At 38.1% G+C, this 18,984-nt stretch carries 19 protein-coding genes and 1 tRNA gene; 7 read left to right on the forward strand and 13 right to left on the reverse strand.

What is annotated here, in order from left to right; translation table 11 throughout:
• Positions 1 to 85: 85 nt before the first annotated feature.
• The 5 genes from CH364_RS00085 to CH364_RS00105 all read left to right on the forward strand — a co-directional run bounded on the left by CH364_RS00085 (position 86) and on the right by CH364_RS00105 (position 5,481).
• Entirely contained in the window at positions 86 to 1,471 is a 1,386-nt protein-coding gene (locus CH364_RS00085; protein WP_100741616.1) for an SLC13 family permease, read from the forward strand.
• A gap of 48 nt (positions 1,472 to 1,519) precedes the next feature.
• On the forward strand, positions 1,520 to 2,092 hold the full coding sequence (locus tag CH364_RS00090) for a hypothetical protein (protein WP_207762193.1): 573 nt from the start codon (positions 1,520 to 1,522) through the stop codon (positions 2,090 to 2,092).
• Between the two features lie 8 nt (positions 2,093 to 2,100).
• Positions 2,101 to 2,943, forward strand: a complete 843-nt coding sequence (locus CH364_RS00095) for a CAP domain-containing protein (RefSeq protein WP_100741617.1) — start codon at positions 2,101 to 2,103, stop codon at positions 2,941 to 2,943.
• A 113-nt stretch (positions 2,944 to 3,056) separates the two neighbouring features.
• Positions 3,057 to 5,099, forward strand: coding sequence for a PAS domain S-box protein (locus CH364_RS00100; protein ID WP_100741618.1), 2,043 nt, complete (start codon positions 3,057 to 3,059; stop codon positions 5,097 to 5,099).
• Entirely contained in the window at positions 5,086 to 5,481 is a 396-nt protein-coding gene (locus tag CH364_RS00105; RefSeq protein ID WP_100741619.1) for a response regulator, read from the forward strand. The genes CH364_RS00100 and CH364_RS00105 overlap by 14 nt, the downstream gene beginning before the upstream one ends.
• 12 nt (positions 5,482 to 5,493) lie before the next feature.
• Here CH364_RS00105 and CH364_RS00110 read toward each other — a convergent pair whose 3' ends face one another.
• The 11 genes from CH364_RS00110 to CH364_RS00160 form a co-directional block, all read right to left on the reverse strand.
• Positions 5,494 to 5,952 carry an EVE domain-containing protein gene (locus tag CH364_RS00110; protein ID WP_100741620.1) on the reverse strand — a complete coding sequence of 153 codons (459 nt, stop codon included), beginning with the start codon at positions 5,950 to 5,952 and terminating at the stop codon, positions 5,494 to 5,496.
• 9 nt (positions 5,953 to 5,961) lie between these two features.
• The gene (gene ftsH, locus CH364_RS00115) at positions 5,962 to 7,914 is read right to left on the reverse strand and encodes an ATP-dependent zinc metalloprotease FtsH (protein ID WP_100741621.1); all 1,953 of its coding nucleotides are present in this window, start codon (positions 7,912 to 7,914) and stop codon (positions 5,962 to 5,964) included.
• 29 nt (positions 7,915 to 7,943) lie between these two features.
• Positions 7,944 to 8,507, reverse strand: a complete 564-nt coding sequence (pth, locus tag CH364_RS00120; protein WP_004786830.1) for an aminoacyl-tRNA hydrolase — start codon at positions 8,505 to 8,507, stop codon at positions 7,944 to 7,946.
• Between the two features lie 19 nt (positions 8,508 to 8,526).
• Positions 8,527 to 9,159, reverse strand: coding sequence for a 50S ribosomal protein L25/general stress protein Ctc (locus CH364_RS00125; protein ID WP_100741622.1), 633 nt, complete (start codon positions 9,157 to 9,159; stop codon positions 8,527 to 8,529).
• A 17-nt stretch (positions 9,160 to 9,176) separates the two neighbouring features.
• A complete protein-coding gene (locus CH364_RS00130) occupies positions 9,177 to 10,118 on the reverse strand; it encodes a ribose-phosphate pyrophosphokinase (RefSeq protein WP_100741623.1) in 942 nt (313 codons plus the stop codon).
• Positions 10,115 to 10,876 (reverse strand): sugar phosphate nucleotidyltransferase, encoded by a 762-nt coding sequence (locus CH364_RS00135; protein ID WP_100787832.1) that lies wholly within the window; start codon positions 10,874 to 10,876, stop codon positions 10,115 to 10,117. The genes CH364_RS00130 and CH364_RS00135 overlap by 4 nt, the downstream gene beginning before the upstream one ends.
• A 27-nt stretch (positions 10,877 to 10,903) precedes the next feature.
• Positions 10,904 to 10,979: transfer RNA gene (locus tag CH364_RS00140), tRNA-Gln, on the reverse strand.
• 4 nt (positions 10,980 to 10,983) lie between these two features.
• Positions 10,984 to 11,895: a 4-(cytidine 5'-diphospho)-2-C-methyl-D-erythritol kinase gene (locus tag CH364_RS00145; RefSeq protein WP_100741625.1), complete on the reverse strand. Its 912-nt coding sequence runs from the start codon at positions 11,893 to 11,895 to the stop codon at positions 10,984 to 10,986.
• 10 nt (positions 11,896 to 11,905) lie between these two features.
• Positions 11,906 to 12,862 carry a WYL domain-containing protein gene (locus CH364_RS00150; protein ID WP_100741626.1) on the reverse strand — a complete coding sequence of 319 codons (957 nt, stop codon included), beginning with the start codon at positions 12,860 to 12,862 and terminating at the stop codon, positions 11,906 to 11,908.
• Positions 12,862 to 14,034 carry an ACP S-malonyltransferase gene (locus CH364_RS00155; RefSeq protein WP_100741627.1) on the reverse strand — a complete coding sequence of 391 codons (1,173 nt, stop codon included), beginning with the start codon at positions 14,032 to 14,034 and terminating at the stop codon, positions 12,862 to 12,864. Before CH364_RS00155 ends, CH364_RS00150 begins: the two co-directional genes overlap by 1 nt.
• Positions 14,035 to 14,356: 322 nt before the next feature.
• Positions 14,357 to 14,563, reverse strand: a complete 207-nt coding sequence (locus tag CH364_RS00160; RefSeq protein WP_125178631.1) for a hypothetical protein — start codon at positions 14,561 to 14,563, stop codon at positions 14,357 to 14,359.
• Positions 14,564 to 14,678: 115 nt separating this feature from the next.
• Between CH364_RS00160 and CH364_RS00165 the strand changes: the two genes are divergently transcribed.
• Positions 14,679 to 16,271, forward strand: a complete 1,593-nt coding sequence (locus CH364_RS00165; RefSeq protein WP_100741629.1) for a sodium:solute symporter family protein — start codon at positions 14,679 to 14,681, stop codon at positions 16,269 to 16,271.
• Positions 16,272 to 16,350: 79 nt separating this feature from the next.
• Entirely contained in the window at positions 16,351 to 16,662 is a 312-nt protein-coding gene (locus tag CH364_RS00170) for a hypothetical protein (RefSeq protein ID WP_100741630.1), read from the forward strand.
• Between the two features lie 22 nt (positions 16,663 to 16,684).
• Here CH364_RS00170 and CH364_RS00175 read toward each other — a convergent pair whose 3' ends face one another.
• Positions 16,685 to 17,464 (reverse strand): M23 family metallopeptidase, encoded by a 780-nt coding sequence (locus CH364_RS00175; protein WP_100787833.1) that lies wholly within the window; start codon positions 17,462 to 17,464, stop codon positions 16,685 to 16,687.
• Complete coding sequence (locus CH364_RS00180; protein WP_100741631.1) at positions 17,409 to 18,839, reverse strand: flavin-containing monooxygenase; 1,431 nt, start codon at positions 18,837 to 18,839, stop codon at positions 17,409 to 17,411. The genes CH364_RS00175 and CH364_RS00180 overlap by 56 nt, the downstream gene beginning before the upstream one ends.
• Between the last annotated feature and the right edge of the window lie 145 nt (positions 18,840 to 18,984).

Below are 18,984 nucleotides of genomic sequence, written 5' to 3' on the forward strand. Positions count from 1 at the left end.
GGTGGAAATCTCACTTTATTTGTTTGCTTGAAACGATTCGAGTCTATCGAAAAAGTATCAGGAGAGTGTAAATCGTCAAGTCACAATGATTCGAGCTGGTATTGTATTTTCAAGTCTATCCATGATTCCTGCCTTATTTGGCTGGTACCAGAATTGGCTCGGTCTCACAAAACCGCAAGAGGTCAACTTGGCCATCGCTCTCCTAGTTTCTTTTCTTTGGGTGACAGAACTTTTTCCACTCTATGTCACGGGTTTTTTAGTTTTATTTTTAGAATTGGTTTGGTTACTTCCAACATGGGGACCTGGTGCTCCAAAAACGATTACTTTTCTGTCTTGTTATTTTTCTGAGACCATTTTACTCTTCTTAGGCGGATTTGTGATTTCTTCGGCAATCACATCTTATGGTTTAGATTCAACTATTGCTCGGTTTGTGATCCAAAAAACCAAAGGTTCAGCTTTTTTACTGGTTCTCTCCTTAGGTTTTGCCACTGCTTTTTTATCTTGTTTTATGAACAATACAGCTACAGCAGCAATGATGCTTGGGCTCGTTTCTTCTATGATGAAATCATTAGAAGAGAACAATCCTCTACGAAAATCACTTCTTTTTATGGTACCATTTTCTGCCAATTTGGGTGGAATCGGAACGCCGGTAGGAACACTTCCCAATGTAATAGGAATTGGTTATCTACAGGAAAGAGGATTGGAAATCGGATTTTTGAATTGGATGGGTTTTGCCTTTCCCGTTTTCATTCTTTCCGTTTTGGCACTTGCTCTTCTTTTGTACATTGTGTACTTAAAAAAAGATAAATCAGGAAATTCTGTTGGTTCGATTCAAGTTTCGGAGGTGGACCATTCACTTTCTAAACGTGATCGTTCGATTGCTTTGGGGATTATTTCAATTACGATTTTGGGTTGGATCACTTCCGATTGGCACGGAATTTCAAACGGGACGGTGGCTTTATTTCCTGTGATTGTCTTTTTTGGATTTCGACTATTGGACTTAAAAGAATTTCGTAACCTATCTTGGGATGTTTTAATTTTGATGGGTGGTGGAATTGCCCTTGGAAAGGCTTTTGAAGAAACTGGGCTTGCAAAACATTTTGTCGAATTGTTTATGTTAGGTGATTCAGGTCAATTTGGTTTGTTTTTATTTTTTTCCTTCCTTTCCCTTGGGCTTTCCTGTTTTTTAAGTAACACAAGTGTAGCCAATCTGATTTTACCTATCACAATGGGACTTCCCACTCATCTTATTTTACCTGCAGCCATTGGGGCTACCATAGGTGCCTCACTTGCTATGCCACTTCCAGTATCCACTCCACCAAATGCTTTGGCCTTTAGTTATGGTGGAATCAGAAGTTTGGAGATGTTAAAGGTGGGAGGGATCATTTCCATCATTGCTTGGACCTTATTTGTGACGATTGGTGGGTTCATTTTGCATATATTGGGGATTGTCGATTTTTCTAAGTTTTAAAAAAAAGACTTTTCCTCTCCTCAACTTCCATTACTCTACTTTCGAATTATGCGAAAGTTTCGATCTCTGATTTTATTCACATTTTTTGTCCCATTATTTCTTTCCTCCTGTTACAATTACATGAGTGAAGATGTTCCTATCATCGTTAGGCCGGACTTCAAACAACAAATAGCAATTTTAACCATCAAAGTTTCCACTCCTGAAAACGATAAAACCAAACGAGAAATTACAGCAATTTACACAAAATACCTAATGGAAACAGGTTACTTTGGTCGAGTTTTATCGGACGGGGGCAGGGCAAACCATCATATTGATTTGTATACAAGCGAAGTAAATGAGTATGAACATTTTTGGGTTTCATCAATTTCCACCTTGTTTATGTTAGGTACTGTCGGACTCTTACCTTCGATATATTCCAAAGAAAGGGTCCTTCATGCCGATTTTTATTTAAATGATAAACTGATCGGTCGCGAAAAATATCGTCAAAAACATTCCACTTTGTTTGGAATTCCTTTTATGTTTATTTGGGAAACTGGAATCAAAGAAGCGAAAACCATTTACTTTAATAAAGAAAAGAATCTCATTCACAACGTGGTTCAAGATTACAATCGTTACTTATAGGAGAACATATGAACTTTCAGCCAAAACCAAACCTTTCTACAAGACAAATTTCAATCCTTGTTTGTCTATTTATATTGAGTAATTTTGTTTTCGAATGTAAAACTCCAGAAGTTAAAAAAGCACCAGTTGTTGAAGTGAAAAAGCCTGAACCAGTGGAAAAAGTAGTCGAAACACAAGATCCCAATTTAGCACTTTTGGAAAGTATTGAAGATGGTAGAGAATTGCCAGAATCTGATAAGTGGAAAGTGGAACAATATGATGTTTTCACAGAAGACACTTTTCCATCTTATGCTCCTGCAAACGCAAGTATCGACTTTGCAAAAGTCGATTATCCATTGTTAAATGCTGCAATTTTTTATGTTACTTCCAAAGAAAGAAAATCCCTTGGCCTTCGCCCATTTAAATATTCAGAAAGGTGTGAACAAGCTGCCTTTGGACATGCACAGGATATGGTCACTTATGATTTTTATTCTCATACAAGTACTGTAAACGGAAAGGAAACTCTTCGTGATCGTTTAGACTTGGTAGGAATTGTGGATACTTATTCCGCCGAAAATATCATCAATGCATTTGGCATCCAATACCAAGGTGGGCGAGCTGTATTTACGCCTGCACAAAATGGTGGACCTTTTTTTAGTTATACAAAAGCGGGAACACCAATTCCGAATCATACCTATTTGAGTTTAGCAAAAGCTGTTGTAGAAATTTGGTTTAATTCACCTGGCCATAGGAAAAATATCCTTAATCCAGAATTTACTTATATGGGTGCTGGGACTTCCTTTTACAAAGACAAAAAGTTTTTTGATATCGATAAAGTAAAGGCAGTTCAAGTATTTACAGCAAAACCTTAGGATACACTTTCCTCAATCGAACGAAAAAACTTAACTTACAAAAAAAAGACATCCGGTAGAATAAAGAAAATGAACCTACAATCCTGTGGGTTCACAATAAGGAAGATTTCTTTTTGGATTTAAGTGAATTTGATTTTTTGACCAAACTTGTTGCTCAAGTATTCGAATCTAAATATTCGCTGATTGCTTCATTTGAGAAAAAAGAGATCAATTTCTATGTGGGTTACGGAATCCCAGAAGACCAAACTTTGGATTTGGTTACTTTAGCTTCACGAGTAATTGAATCTGCAAAAGACATTGTTGTTTTAGATGATAACTCTCAAATACCAAATATAAAAAAATTCCCCTCATTCAAATCTGAATTTGCCTTAGCGTTTTTTATCGGAATCCCATTCTTTCATGAGGATGGATCATTGTTTGGTTTTATTTCTGCCATTGACGATAGGCCAAAACAAATCGACACAAAACAAATAGAACTTCTCCGAGAGTTAACAAATAGAACTTCAATATTACTAAAAAATAAAAATGAAACTAATTTATTACAATCAAATGAATTAATTTTATTTGGACATTCAGGTGATGGAAATCCTATATCTGTATTTGGTACGGAACATTCTATCAATGAAATGAAAAAGATGGAAAAGGCACTTCGTGTTAGCGAAGATGCGTTTCGGGAAAATTTTGACAATGCAGCCATTGGTATGGCATTGTTGGACGAACAGGGCAAATGGCTAAAGGTCAATAAAAGGGTTTGTGATATTTTAGGTTATTCTGAGTTAGAATTTATTAACCTAACGTTTCAAGATATTACACATCCCGAAGATTTAAATGCAGATTTAACCTATTTGGAAGAACTTGTCGCAGAAAAAAGAAAGTTTTACCAAATGGAGAAACGTTATTTTAGAAAAAATGGTGATATCGTATATGCAATCTTAGCTGTTTCTATGGTAAAAAATGAAGAGGGAAAAGTTCTTTATTTTATTTCTCAAATTATTGATATCACAGAACAAAAGTTAATTGAAAAAGAGTTAAAATTAGCATTAGCAAAAAACCAAGCGATTTTGGATTCAAGTACATTGGTATCTATCATCAGTACTGATACTGAAGGAATAATTACCGAATTCAATCATGGTGCAGAGAAGATGTTGTGTTACACTTCTGAAGAATTGATTGGAAAGTTTACTCCAGAGATTTTTCATATTGAGAATGAAATGGAAGAACGGGCCAAATTACTTTCACAAGAACACAATCAAAGTTTTAAAGGATTTGAAATACTTACTTATAATGCAAAAATAGAAAAACCAAATACCTTAGAGTGGACATACAAAAGAAAAGATGAATCCACATTCGCGGTCCTTCTCTCAGTGACTGCTGTAAAACAGAAAGATAAAATATCTGGTTACTTGGGTGTTGCTGTTGATATTTCCGAACTAAAAAAAGCCGAAGCCGAAATTCAATCATTATTAGACATCACTAATGAACAAAACCATCGATTGAAAAATTTTACAAATATTGTCTCACATAACTTACGCTCTCATAGTTTTGGAATTAGTGGGATGATGGAGATATTACAAAATTCTTATCCAGATTATTTTCAAAACGAAATGATGCAGTTGTTGTTTGGAGCTACTGAAAACTTAAAACGTACCATCGAAGATCTTACCGCAGTGATAAAGGTAAATTTAGCCCAAGAAAATTATGAATTCGTTGATATTGGAAAGATGGTTCAAAAGAATATTGAAAGTTTGGCCTTACAAATTTTAGATTCGAAGTTAATCATTGAAGTCAATTTACCCGATCAATTACTAGTCCGTGGAATTCCTGCTTATTTAGATAGCATTGTGCTAAATTTGATAACCAATGCCATAAAGTACAAATCGAACGATCGAATTAGTTTTTTAATCATTTCCGGTGTATTCATCGAAAAATATTTAGCATTACAATTTGAGGACAATGGGCAGGGAATTGATCTAAAGAAACACGGTGATAAATTATTTGGAATGTACAAAACATTTCATGAAAATAAAGAAGCCCGAGGTGTTGGATTATTTATTTCAAAAAATCAAATAGAAACGATGGGAGGAAAAATAGAGGTTGAAAGTACAGTAGGAATTGGTACAAAATTCACTGTATTTTTGCCATATGAACAAAATTAATTTAGCCTGCGTTGTGGAAGACGATCCAATCCATTTATTTTTGACAAAACAAGTCATTTCACTTTCTGGACTCGTCAATCATACCTTGGTTTGTAAAAACGGAAAAGAAGCCTACGAAATGCTTTCTTCTCGTATATCTTTAAAAGAAAGTTTACCGGAACTTATATTATTAGATTTGAATATGCCAGTTTGGGATGGTTGGCAATTTTTGGATGAATTTACCTCTATCCCATTAATTCAAAAGATTACCATTTATATTGTTACTAGTTCTTCGAGCGAAGATGATTTTAAAAGAGCAGAAAAATATAATTTAAGAGGTAATTACATCATCAAACCCATTACCATAGAAAAATTGCGTGAAATAATTTATGAAATAAATTGAACCTGTTTGTTTTTACTTCGATGCCATTTTGACAACGATATCAAATTCTTTCTTTGTCACAGGTTGGATCGATAGTCGTGATCCTTTTTGAGTCACCACCATTTTTTCGAGTCCCTTCGTGTTACGAAGTGTATCCAAAGGAATTAATTCATTAAATTTTGTATGAGGTTTTAAGTGGACTCCATACCATCTGGGCTCAGTTCCTTTTAATTTCGGATCAAAGTATTTATGGTTTGGATCAAATTGGTAAGGGTCGGGGGTTGCTTCCTTTGCCACTTCTGCAATCCCTACAATCCCCGGTGGATCGAGCCTACTATGGTAAAATAAAACCAAGTCACCTAACTTCACTTCGTCGCGAAGATAATTACGTGCTTGGTAATTTCTAACACCTTCCCAATAAGAGAGTTTTTCTCTTATTAGGTTGTCGATGGAAAATACATCTGGTTCTGTTTTAAAGAGCCAATACTTCATTGAAAATTCTTATGCAGAGTAGGCAGGTTTTGTTGCCGAAGCGCCTTTTCCTTTTTTAGATCCTATTCCTGATTTGGAATCAGAGAATTTATCAAAAGAAGGTTGGACAATGTCAGTTAGTTCCTGTGCATCAATGGTTTCTTTAGCAAGAAGAGCTTTGGCAATCGCATCCAATTTCTTTTGGTTCTTTTTCACCAAATCACGACCTTTGTCGAGACAAGTTTGGATGATGCGTTTGACTTCTTGGTCAATCATTGCTGCAAATTCTTCAGAGTAAGGTTTGCTTGTATGTCCGTAGTCCCTTCCCATAAATGGAGAAGTTTCTCCAGAACCGTAATGGATGGTTCCGAGTTTTTCAGACATACCCCATTCACAAACCATACGACGAGCAATGTTTGTTGCTTGTTGGATGTCGTTAGAAGATCCATTAGAAGGATCACCAAAGATCAGTTCTTCGGCAATGTATCCACCCATAGACATCACAATTCGATCCAAACAATAGTTTTTACGATAGGAATGTCTGTCTTCCACAGGAAGAGATTGGGTAAGGCCAAGGGCACGTCCACGTGGGATGATGGTTACTTTATGAACTGGTTCAGTATACGGCAGTAAGGTGCCAAGGAGTGCATGTCCTGCTTCATGGTAAGCTGTCATTTCTTTCTCTTTGTCAGAGATAAACATAGACTTACGTTCTGGTCCCATCATCACCTTATCACGAGCTTCTTCCAATTCTTCTTGAGTCACACGTTTTTTGTTACGACGTGCGGCAAGGAGAGCTGCTTCGTTGATGAGGTTAGCAAGATCCGCTCCTGTAAATCCAGGCGTTCCACGAGCAATGGAGTTCAGGGAAATATCAGAAACTAAAGGTACTTTTTTTGCGTGAACAGCCAAAATCTCTTCACGACCTTTTAGGTCAGGAAGGTCTACAATCACTTGTCTGTCAAAACGACCTGGACGAAGGAGGGCTGGATCAAGGACATCGGCACGGTTTGTGGCCGCCATGACAATCACACCTTCGTTCATTTCAAATCCGTCCATCTCGACTAACATCTGATTGAGGGTTTGTTCTCTTTCATCATGACCACCACCGAGACCTGCCCCACGAAGGCGACCCACAGCATCAATCTCATCAATGAAGATGATACAAGGGGCATTCTTTTTTCCTTGGTCAAATAGATCACGAACTCGAGAAGCCCCTACACCCACAAACATTTCGACAAAGTCTGATCCTGAAATAGAGAAGAAGGGAACACCGGCCTCACCAGCAACAGCTTTCGCAAGTAAGGTTTTACCTGTTCCTGGAGGACCGACAAGAAGAACTCCTTTAGGAATCCTTGCACCAATGGCTTGGAATTTTTTTGGATCTTTTAAAAATTCAATGATTTCGAGTAACTCAACTTTTGCTTCTTCACATCCAGCAACATCGTTAAATGTTACTTTGACTTTTGGATCCACATTCATCTTGGCACGAGATTTACCAAAGGTAAATGCTTTGTTACCCGATGCTTGGAGTTGGCGCATCATGATGAACCAAATGATTCCAAGAGCAAATAACCAAGGAATGATGCCAGAAACAACACTCCAAAATTTATTTTCTTCTGTGGATTTCGCGGTAAAACTAAGGCGTGATTTACGAAGTTTTGTCACCAAATCATCGTTCACTTGCGCTACATTGGTTTTGAAAAGTTTTGGTTTGTTATCCTTACTATTTTCAGGGATGTACCAACCTTCAATGAGTTCGCGATCAATAATGATTTGTTGTTTTGCGGAAGATTCCTTTCCATCTTTGGAGGTAATTTTCCCAATCGGCTTTTTCCCTTCGATGGGTTCCACCATATTTAAAAAATCGGAGTAGCTGATTTCGTCGGGTTTACCGGCGAAGTCCTGACCTTTATAAACCGTTGCCAAAATGACAAGGAATACGAGTAGAAATAGAAATACGGTTTTGATGTTTTTATTCATGTAAAGACTTCTCGATGATTAGACTGAAATCAAAGGTGATATTTCTGAATCACTTCGTCAATATCCCCCATGGATATGGAACGAATCGCTGCTTCGGCGTCATTGATGATCTGTATCAAACTCAAGTTCTCTAATGGCTCAAAATCTTCACGTAAAAATTCTTCTCTTTTTTTAGGATTGAAGCTCGAATTAAGAACGCCGATCCGAATTCGGATAAAATTAGGGGATCGTAATGAGACAGAAACCGAGTTGACCCCAGGGTTGACGTCATTTTCTCCACCTTTGGTGACCACAATTTGGCCGAGTTCTAACCCGACGTCCTCATGGATGACAACGATATCTTTTACCTGGATTTTTAAAAAGGAGGCTATGTAGAGAACAGACTCACCGGAGAGATCGCTAAAGGTTTGTGGTTTGAGTAAAACCACTTCATCCCCTTCAAAGTCGCCACGACCGATGAGAGATTTCTTTTTCTTTGTTTTGATTTCGATGCCAATGTTATTGGCAATGACATCGAGAATCTTGAAACCAATGTTAGATCGATTGTTGTTATATTTATCGCCGGGATTTCCCAGCCCTACAATTAACTTCATTGGTTCCTAAAAGTAGATCTTATTTTTTTCCAGCTTTTTTCGCTGCTGGTTTGCCTTTGTTATCTGCTTCTGCTTTTTCAGCGCGTTCTGCAGCTAAGATTGCTTTTGTTTTGTTACAAGAAGCAACAATCGGGTCACCATTCACAAGAATTTCCCAAGAAGCTGGGTGAGGAAGTTCGGAAACTTTAATCATCATTCCAACATCCAAACCACTTACATCAATCGTGATCACATCAGTTAAATCTTCAGGAGTTGATTTTACTTTAATTTCGTGAACTAAATGTTCGAACTGTCCACCAGCTTTAGAACCTTTGGCAACACCCGAAGTTTTAATAGCTACTGTTGTAAGAATCTTTTTACCTGGAGTTACTTTAAAGAAGTCGATATGACGGATTTGACCTGTGTGTGGAAATCTTTGGATTTCTTTTACGAAAACTCTTTCTGTTTTACCATCGAGTTCGAGGTCGATGAGAGTTGCCTTACGGATTCCGGAGTCGATGAGTCTTTGGATTTCTTTTTCGACAACACTTGCCGATCTTGCTTCACCGTTTCCGATGATGTTCGCCGGTACTAAACCTTCCACACGCATTCTTCTTGCAGGACCTTTTCCTTTAGAAGTTCTTGTTTGTGCTTTGATACTGATTTTTTCCATGATTATGTTCCTTAAAGTTATGAAAACAGACTAGAGATTGATTCTTCGTTATGAATCCGCTCGATGGCTTTAGCAAAGAGTGGGGCGATGGAGAGCGTTTTCAAGTGATTTATTTTTTTGGTCTCCGGAATGCTGATAGAATTTGAGAGCACAATTTGTTTGAAGTTTCCTTCATTCAATTTGGCAGGTGCTTCTCCAGAGAGAACTCCATGAGATGCACAACATAATACCGATTTTGCTCCATTTTGATACAATGCCATTGCTGCTTTAGCAATGGTTCCACCAGTATCAATCATATCATCGAGTAATAAACAGTTTTTATCTTTGATTTCACCAATCACATGCATCACCACAGACTCGTTAGCTTTTGGTCTACGTTTGTCAATGATGGCAAGTGATCCGTTTACTTTTTTACCAAAATTACGAGCTCTTTCTGCTCCACCAGAATCTGGGGAAACAATCACGAGATCTTCCATGTTAAGTGAGTTGATGTACTCAGCAAGGACTGGTGAAAAATACAAATGATCCACAGGAATGCGAAAGAATCCTTGGATTTGGTCAGCGTGTAAGTCCATAGTGAGAACACGATCTGGACCAACAGTTTCAATCAAATCGGCTACCATACGAGCAGAGATAGGAACCCGTGGTTCTACTTTTCTGTCTTGGCGGCCATATCCATAATAAGGAATGACTGCAGTGATACGGCGAGCAGACGCTCTTCTTGCAGCATCAATTATGAGTAAAAGTTCCATCAAACTGTCGTTAGCAGGATAGCTTATGGACTGAACCACAAACACATCACGGCCACGAACGTTTTCTTCGATTTTTACAGAACTTTCTCCATCGGAAAATCTCTTTACGGAGATTTGGCCATTTGGAATGCCCAGGTGTTTACAAATTTCTTCGGCAAGAGGCCTATTTGCATTTCCAGAAAATACAACTACTTCACTGGGATTCATACTCCAACCAACCCTTTATCTATATATTGTTTTGCGAGAGCCAAATCATCAGGAGAATTAATTCCATGGCTTTCTAAAGCATTTGCCAAAGTTTTTGCTCCGACTTTTTTTCCCAACGATCTAAAAATTTTAATCACGTCTGTGAGATAATATTCTTTTTGAGCATTGTCATTACCGATTTGTTTCAATGCAGTAAACAAATCATCAGTGTTGAAACAATACGTCCCCGTGTTCACTTCGCTTACAACTTTCTCTTCGGGACTTGCGTCTTTTTCTTCTACAATCCGCAAAAGACTTCCGTCATCAGCAGAACGAATGATTCGACCGTAACCTGTTGGGTTTTCCATCTTTGCAGATAGAACTGTCGCAGAATAACCATTCGATTTATGAAGTTCAATGAGTTCAGAAAATGATTTTGCAGAAATTAATGGTGCATCTCCGCAAGCAACGATCGTATAACCAGAATAAGGAACAAGATGTGACTCAGCAGAAAGGACAGCGTGCCCTGTTCCCAATTGTTCCGTTTGTCCTGCAAATTCCACACCGGAAAATGATTTTGCGATATCGGTAACGATATCTTTGCGGTAACCAACAACGACGACTTTTCGCTCGATGCCGGCGGATTCGATATTACGAAGAACGTGGAGTAAAAGTGGAGATTCGTTCAGTACAACCGCAACCTTGGGAAGTTCACTCTTCATTCGAGTTCCTTTCCCCGCCGCCAAAATAACAGCAGTTACAGTATTATGTAGGTTCATCGTTCGTTCTATCGGATCTTTTAAAACTGGCTGGCCTGCTAGGATTCGAACCTAGGGAATGGCGATACCAAAAACCGCTGCCTTACCGCTTGGCTACAGGCCAGTTTCTAAAAAGAGAACGTTCGAAATTCCATATCGGGAAATCGATTGGAGACATTGCGAAGGGCTTCGTCTCTTTCCCTACCTGAAGGATAAATGCCATAATAGCAAGAACCCGAACCCGATAAAGAAGCATAGACTGCTCCCGACTCAAAAAACCCTAATCTCAATTCCTTTAGTAAGGGTTGGGTCTGAAAAGCGATTTTTTCAAACTCGTTCTCAAGCCTGTTTTGCAGGTATGCCCAATCCCCGACTTGAAGACTTCGAATTAAATCCTCTGCCAGAGATTTCCATACTTGGGAACCATAGGGTTTTTGTAAACTTTTTTGAAGGCCTGCGTACATAGATGCAGTAGAAAGTCCGAAGGGAGGGATGGCCAAAATCCCGGTCCCTTTGGCTACTGATATAGGTTCTAACACCTCTCCGATCCCACTCACAAAACATGCAGAGGATTGTAGGAAAAAAGGGACGTCGGCTCCGATGGACTTTGCCAGGGAAATCTGCTCATCTTTGGAAAGTTTTGTCAAAGGGAAGAGTTCTTTTAATAAAAATCCGGCATTGCTACTCCCTCCACCAATTCCCCCTTCTGGAGGTAGATACTTTTGTAAGTGGATGGAGACGGAAACTGGTTGCGAAAGGTAAGTGACTAACTTTTGAAAGGCCTTGTAGAGAATGTTTCTCGAAAAATCTCCCCTTTCTGAAACTTCTTCGAACTTCGCGTGGCGGTATCCTTGGAGGTGGTTTTCGGAAGATAGGTGGATCTCTGGGTTTGACCCGCTAGGAAGGGAAATGATTTCCACATCCATCGGATCTCCCAAACTAATAGGAACAAAAACACTTCGAATTTCATGAAGTCCATCTTCACGTTTGAATGGCACAAACAAACCAATGTTAATTTTTCCGAAAGAAATTGATTTCAAGGAAAATTTCCTAAGGTAAAGAGTTTAAATTTTGTTTGGAGGGAGCTAATGATTGTAAGTGCAACAAAATAGATGTTTTGATTTCATTTGGTTCTGAAACGAAAACTGATGTTCCGTAACCTAAAATCGTTTGGATGAACCAGTTTTGATCTCGAACTAGTGTTTCGAATTCACGATACATGGTGTCGCCGATTTGTTTTTGGTTTCCAGTCGGAGAAAGGTTGAGTTTCATTCCCAAATGATAGGAAGCTCCATCAGTAATCCAAAGTTTTGCTTTCTCTTTGTTTTCGGAATCGGCACCAAATAATTGTTTGAATCCTTCGAGAAATTCACCTGCAGTCTCAGGTAAGGTTGGATAATTTGTCTCAGAAATATTTAGGTCTAAAATATAATCCAATCGAAAGGATCTGAATCCTTCTTTTTTTAAATCATAAGCCAATAAATAGGAATCATTTTCTTCCCATAACAACCAAGGAGCCAAGGTTCTTGTTTCTTTTTCCTTTGTGTCTCTTTTCCAATAAACAATTGTTAGTGTTTTCTTAGTATTAATGGCTTCTATGATGGTTTCTTTTGTTTTTTGGTAGGGAGACCAATCACCGGAAGGTATGACAGAATCAATTTTGTTTAAAATAGATTTTTTAACATTTGAATCTTCTTTTTTTGTATCTGTGACTAACAAAGAACGAAGGAGGGACCATTCTTTTGGAGAAAGTGGGAGTGCAGAATCGACGGCAATGGGGAGTCGGATTTTTACTTTCTCCCCATCAAAATCTAAATCCACAGCATCGGTTGGAGAATAAGGATACATCTCAATCATATACAACTCACCCAAATCTTTTTTGAGAGCTGCGATTGATTTGTGACCCGTCACACTTTGAATTTCCTCTAATCCAAGTCCTTCTGGATGGGAAGCCAGAAGGCGGATTAAATTTAACTTGGAAGCGGCCCGAGCAGTGGATGGATTCATTATGCTTCTAGAATTACTTTTAATTCCTTTGCGTTAGATGCACATAATGATTGTTTTTCGATGTTTTTGGCTTTTAGGTGTCCACCAGTTAATCTTTGGCTCACAACACTTGGTCCAAAGTCAATGATTGTGTTTATCGCACTGTCATTAAAAATAGGAGCAATCGCCAAATCCCAGTAAAGTGGCTCAATTAAAACCATCTTAAAAAGAATGTCACGAAGGTTCCCATCTTTTTGTAAGTTGTGACCATCAAAGATACTATACACAGGAACTTTTAAATCAGCACCAGTATATGGGAATGGAACTACGGATGCATCGTCTGCATTGAATTTATCAAGTGATGTTTCCATAAATGGGCAATGGAAAGGTGCAGTTGTTTTCAAATATACAAACTTAAATTTCTTTTCGTCCATTTCTGCTTTCCATTGTTTACGGAATGCAAGAAGGGAAGATGGAAGTGCAGAAAGAATCATAGAATCTGGAGTGTTGTAAAGAGAAATAAAAACTGTGTCTTGGCCTTTGAGTCCAAGAGAGTCATTTGTTTTTTTCACTCTGTCTTCTAATTCATCTTTTGTATAACCAATTACGGCAACCATTGGTGCTGGATTTTTGTCTCCATTGGCTTCGTTTTCTTTCACAACTTCTTCGGAAACTACAAAGTTAGGATAAACTTTTTGACCGTTAAATCCTAGATAAAAAACAAATCTTAAAAAATCAGAATAAGCAGTTAGGAAATCTGCTCCGTCTTTTCCGAGTCCCACGAGTGCAGAGGCAATCACCCCTTGGCTATGACCACTGAGAGCGCCTGTTGCTTTGATGAGTTCCGCCGTTGGGTAACCACGTTTTGAAACCAAAACATAATTTGCAATTTGGGTCATAAAGATTCCCGGTACAGAAATAGGTGCGCGAGCCAAATAATCTTCGGAAGGAGCGCCATCTGGATTTTCAATCCAAGATTTGAAATCAAATCCTTCATTAAGGAGTGGACTTTTGCCATCACGAGCGGCAATTTCAGCAATGGTTTTGAAACTAGTTTCGAAAAATTCTTTGAGTTCTGGTTCTGCGTATAATTTTACGAGTTCTTTTAGATAAGGTGAACCCTGTCCTCCAAATTGAAGGAAAAATTTTTGTGAATTTTGGAGGGTACCAGTAAGGAGTTTGGCCGATGTCATTTTATCTTCCTGAGATATGATTTTTCTGTTACCGTACAGATCGGACTTCCCAGAACAAGGAGAAAATTCAAGGGAGGAACCTACGAAATTGCCTGAGAATTTGCACTCACTGGCTTTGGTGAGTGGATTTCGTGGGAAAGTCGGTGGACTTGGGAAGTTAGTTTCGAAGGGAAGTGGGTGAAAAAGGTAAGTCAGGTACCTTTTCTAGTGACTTTCTAAGGAAAGCCACTGACAAAATCGAATCTGTTTCAAAGGATCGTATGTGCAAAAATCTAGCCTCTCAACAAAGTGAGAGACTTTCCAGATTGCGCAAGTCATCTAATTAAGCGGCTTTGCTTTGTTCTAGATTGGATTTAATGCGCTCGTGGTCCAAGGCAAGAAGAACGATATTTTCAAAGTAGGTAGAAAAGTCGATTCTTCCAGACGAATAGTCTTCGTGGAGAAGGGCTAAAAGAAGATAGAACATAGATCCTCCCGGTGGTTCCGAATCTAACAATGTGACATAATTCGAAAAGTCTTTTTCAGCCAAAGACTTACCCTGAATGTCGGCCAATCTGGAAAATATTGAAGGAAAATAATCGCTTTGAGGTGGGATTCGGGATTTCCTCTTTACAAACTTTGAATTTCACATCACTTACGAGCGTATGTTAGTTTCTCTTGGTCCCATCGACTATTTAATCCTTTTGGTATTTGTTGGATTTATGGTCGTGATAGGGGTACTTCTTAAAAAATCTATGAATCAATCGAGCGATTTCCTCTTGGCGGGTCGGAAGATACCAAGTTGGATCACAGGAATTGCGTTTATATCGGCGAATATATCCGCACTTGAACTCCTAGGGATGAGTGCAAGTGGAGCTGAATATGGATTTTTGACCTTTCATTTTTACTATTTAGGTGCGATTCCAGGGATGATTTTTCTTGGGATTTTTATGATGCCATTTTACTACTCTACAAAAATACGAAGTGTACCAGAATACTTACGATACAGGTTCAATCGGCCTGCCCACCTATTGAACGCATCCATCACATTATTGTCGTTAGCACTTGGTTCAGGGATTTATCTTTATTCTTTGTCTTTAGTGTTTGAAACTATGTTCGGTTGGAATCCTCATATATCAATTTTATTTAGCGCTTTTATTGTTTTGGTTTATACATACTTTGGTGGACTTAGTTCCTCAATTTATACAGAGGTGATGCAATTTTTTTTAACAGTTCTCGGTTTGTTTCCGCTCGTGATTATCGGATTAGTTAAGTTAGGTGGTTGGGATGGGCTAATGCAAAAAATTCCCAATTCACACAAACATATGTGGGCAGGACTCGCCAATGGACAGAATGAACTCGGATGGGATTTGTTAAGTGTGACCGTAGGTTTAGGTTTTGTTTTATCTTTTTCCTATTGGACTTGTGGGTTTACAGAAGTGCAAAGGGCAATGGCTGCTAAAGATTATAGAGCCGCAAGAAGGACTCCCCTCATTGGAGCTATGTTCAAATTGTTTTTACCGTTTTTGACCGTAATTCCTGGGTTAATAGCTTTAACAGAATTTTCAAAAGAGATGAATGGAGAGTATAATAAAAGTTTTTTAATATTATTAAAGAATTTTTATCCTTCGGGAATGTTAGGTCTGGGAACCACTGCTTTGCTTGCTGCCTTTATGGCTGGTATGTCAAGTTCTATTACAGCAATGAATACTATTTTTACTTATGATATATACCAAACATATATTAATAAAAACGAGGAAGATCAGTATTATTTAAAAATTGGAAAACATAGTACGATGGTTGCAGTGGTGTTTGCAATTTTTGCATCTTATATCGCAATGCAATTTGAAAATATAATGAACTACATACAGTTGTTATTCTCGTTTTTTAATGCACCATTGATTTCTATATTTTTACTTGGAATGTTTTGGAAACGTGCATCCGGATGGAGTGCTTTTTTCGGAATGTTATTTGGAACAACCAGTGGCTTGGTTCATTTTTTATTATATTCGTTAGACATTATATATTACAAATCCGATATGGTTTCAAATTTTTATGGAGCAATTTATTCAGGATTGGTTTGTTTTTTAACAATGGTCATTGTTAGTTTTATTGAAACAGAAGATCCGGCAAAGGATCTTCACGGATTAATTTATTCGGACCGAGACAAAACAAATCCATTTTGGGACCCAAGAATTTTAGCTTGGGGAGTTGGACTGATTGTCCTTCTTGCTGGATTTAATATCGTTTTTGCATAAAGATTTATACGTACGTAATAAAATAGTAATTGAATGAGAGTTTAATTATCTTATGTTTGTTGCAATATACACGAAGACCATGAAACCAAATCATTATACAGAAATTCCAGCCACATTCGAAGTTCAATTGGAACAACTTAAGGACTACGATTCTAAAAAACACATTAGTGCTAGGGGAATCATGTTTCTCCATCCTTATGACATAGAAGTCCCATCTATATTGAAAGTGTCTTTAAAAATGATTTCAATGACAGGTTCTGTCGACTTTCTTGTGAAAACTTTGAAATGCGAAAGACTCGGAAATGAACCTTTGTATGAAATTCATTGTAACTTTTATGACACAAATGCGGAAAAAGAGGACGAAGTCTTGAGTTTTATCAGTAGTTACTGATTTCGTATATTAAAAAATTGGGTTAGAGGGTGCCTCCCTTTTCCATCAAAAATTGAAAACTTTCTTCTGAGAAAGATTTTTCCTTTGGACCATACTGCATAAGCCACCTTGTTGGTGGCAAAAAACCATCTGTTTTTAAAGCATATCCCCCACCTAACGGTCCTCCAATGATCGAACGAAGTTCGAAATGTAAATGTGCCGGATAATTTCCACCCGCATCACCGATAGTTCCAATCCATTCAGTTTTTTTCACCAATTGTCCAGGTTCTACATCAATAGTATGTAGGTGTGCATAAACTGTTTCTAAAAACCAAAAATCACCATTTCCTACATTATGATAGTGAACAATCCTAACAACCTTTCCCCAACCACCACCGTAATCAGCAATTTCAGAAACCACTCCGTTTCCAAATGAATACACAGGTGCCGCATAATCGCTATCACCACCAGTCATTGCATTCCAATCTTCTCCTAAATGTTTTCTTCCTCCAAACTTTCCATTTTCTGCTCCAAATTTTTGTGCTAAGTAATAACCTTCAGCATACTTTCCGCCCACTGGAAATTCAAAATCGGTGGCTTGGAAAGAAGGATAACGTTTTAAAATGGGATAAGGGTCAGTGGTGCGAACTTCGCCAGAAGATTCCATCCAACCAAAAAGAGGGTTTCCTTGGTAAGAATAACCTTTGGAAACACAGCCTATCCCGAATAACGATATACAGGCTGCGATGAGAAAAGGAAAAAATTGGTTATTTGCTATGAACCATTTTTTTATTGGAAGATCTCGAAGATTTAGAAGAATCATGACGCCTTTCCGAAAGTAATTCTGCTCGTGCCTCGATTGGCAAATGGTTTCCGAGTTTTACCGATCTTTTTTTACCAGCAGCCATTTCTTCTTTCATCTCATAAAGGAAAGAATCGTAATCTACTTGGATGGTGTGTCGTGTGCTACTCACATACCTTTTTTTCATTTTTTCTTGGTCTTGTATTATGTATTTTTCCATATCTTCTTTTGAAGGAATTACATAATTTCCAGTGAGATATTGAGAGATCCATTTTCCTTGGCATTCCGCAAGTGGCATGATAGCACCTAACGGTTGCATAAGACCAACAAAAAATAGATTATTGATTCCTGGTTTGATCATTTTGTAATAAAGTGGAATGTAATTGTTTGGGGCTGCTAAAAAATCCTCATCAAAGAATGGAAACTTGATATTATATCCAGTACAATAAATAAGAACATCTGCTTCTTCTTCTGTTCCATCAGCAAAAACAATTTTTTTACCTTTGAGTTCTGTGATCACTGGTTTTGGTTTGATATCGCCGCGTCCTAGCCGAACAAGCAAATCTTGTGAGATGGTAGGATGTGCGGAACCAAATTTATGGTCTGGTTTTGGCAATCCAAAGTCTTCCATCTTTCCGACACCAAAACGAATGAGAAGGTGAGCGAGTGTTTGTTGGATAAAAAAGGGAACCCAATGAGGTGTGTGTTCAGTTAGTTTATCTAAAGGTTTTCCAAATAAATAGTTAGGAATCACATAAGCACCACGCCTTGCTGATAAAAAAACTTTTTTAGCAACGCCGGGTCTCGAAAGTTCCACAGAGATGTCCATGGCACTATTTCCCATTCCAAGGACGACTACGTTTTTTCCTTCACAGTTAACAGGCGTTTTTGGATCAACATACGAATGAGAGTGAATGGTTTGGCCTGAAAATTTTCCTGGGAAGGCAGGATCGGGCCAACGTTCGCTCCAGTGGTGACCATTTGCAACAACTAACGCATCATAGTATTTGATTGGTCCTTTTTCAGGAGTGATTTTCCAGATTCCATCTTCGGTGCGTTCTGCTTTTTTCACTCCATTTTTAAATTGGATGTGTTTACGTAGTCCGAAATGATCTACATAGGATAAAAAATAATTTTGAATGGGTTCATGGTTTGGATAATCCGCATAATTGGTTGGCATCGGATAATCACGATATTCCATTCGGTCTCGATGGGTATTGATATGCAGTGATTTATAAATATTACTGAGACCATTGTCGTTTTTGTAACGCCAGTTCCCACCCACATCACTTCCTTTTTCATAACAATCAAAAGGGATTCCGTGTTCCTTTAATGATTTAATGACTGTGATACCGGAAGAACCGGCGCCAATTACACAAACTTTGGGAAGTGCCATAAGGGATCTCTCTTACTCTTGTTACAGATTTGCTTTAGGGACAAATGGTTAGAATCAAAAACATCGTTATCAAGTAGATTTTGGGACTATTGGAAAAAAAAGTATGATATCTAACTTTTATTAGGAATGAGGAAGAATTGTTTGT

Origin of the sequence: Leptospira harrisiae (assembly GCF_002811945.1) — a bacterium.
Taxonomy (GTDB): Bacteria; Spirochaetota; Leptospiria; order Leptospirales; family Leptospiraceae; genus Leptospira_A; species Leptospira_A harrisiae.

Coding starts and splice junctions, on each gene's coding strand:
- CH364_RS00150 (WP_100741626.1), bottom strand. CDS start 12,862: ATGAATCCATCCACTGCTCGGGCCGCTTCCAAGTTAAATTTAATCCGC.
- CH364_RS00110 (WP_100741620.1), bottom strand. CDS start 5,952: ATGAAGTATTGGCTCTTTAAAACAGAACCAGATGTATTTTCCATCGAC.
- CH364_RS00085 (WP_100741616.1), top strand. CDS start 86: ATGATTCGAGCTGGTATTGTATTTTCAAGTCTATCCATGATTCCTGCC.
- CH364_RS00130 (WP_100741623.1), bottom strand. CDS start 10,118: ATGAATCCCAGTGAAGTAGTTGTATTTTCTGGAAATGCAAATAGGCCT.
- ftsH (WP_100741621.1), bottom strand. CDS start 7,914: ATGAATAAAAACATCAAAACCGTATTTCTATTTCTACTCGTATTCCTT.
- CH364_RS00175 (WP_100787833.1), bottom strand. CDS start 17,464: ATGATTCTTCTAAATCTTCGAGATCTTCCAATAAAAAAATGGTTCATA.
- CH364_RS00165 (WP_100741629.1), top strand. CDS start 14,679: ATGTTAGTTTCTCTTGGTCCCATCGACTATTTAATCCTTTTGGTATTT.
- CH364_RS00170 (WP_100741630.1), top strand. CDS start 16,351: ATGAAACCAAATCATTATACAGAAATTCCAGCCACATTCGAAGTTCAA.
- CH364_RS00155 (WP_100741627.1), bottom strand. CDS start 14,034: ATGACATCGGCCAAACTCCTTACTGGTACCCTCCAAAATTCACAAAAA.
- CH364_RS00090 (WP_207762193.1), top strand. CDS start 1,520: ATGCGAAAGTTTCGATCTCTGATTTTATTCACATTTTTTGTCCCATTA.
- CH364_RS00095 (WP_100741617.1), top strand. CDS start 2,101: ATGAACTTTCAGCCAAAACCAAACCTTTCTACAAGACAAATTTCAATC.
- CH364_RS00105 (WP_100741619.1), top strand. CDS start 5,086: ATGAACAAAATTAATTTAGCCTGCGTTGTGGAAGACGATCCAATCCAT.
- CH364_RS00125 (WP_100741622.1), bottom strand. CDS start 9,159: ATGGAAAAAATCAGTATCAAAGCACAAACAAGAACTTCTAAAGGAAAA.
- CH364_RS00180 (WP_100741631.1), bottom strand. CDS start 18,839: ATGGCACTTCCCAAAGTTTGTGTAATTGGCGCCGGTTCTTCCGGTATC.
- pth (WP_004786830.1), bottom strand. CDS start 8,507: ATGAAGTTAATTGTAGGGCTGGGAAATCCCGGCGATAAATATAACAAC.
- CH364_RS00135 (WP_100787832.1), bottom strand. CDS start 10,876: ATGAACCTACATAATACTGTAACTGCTGTTATTTTGGCGGCGGGGAAA.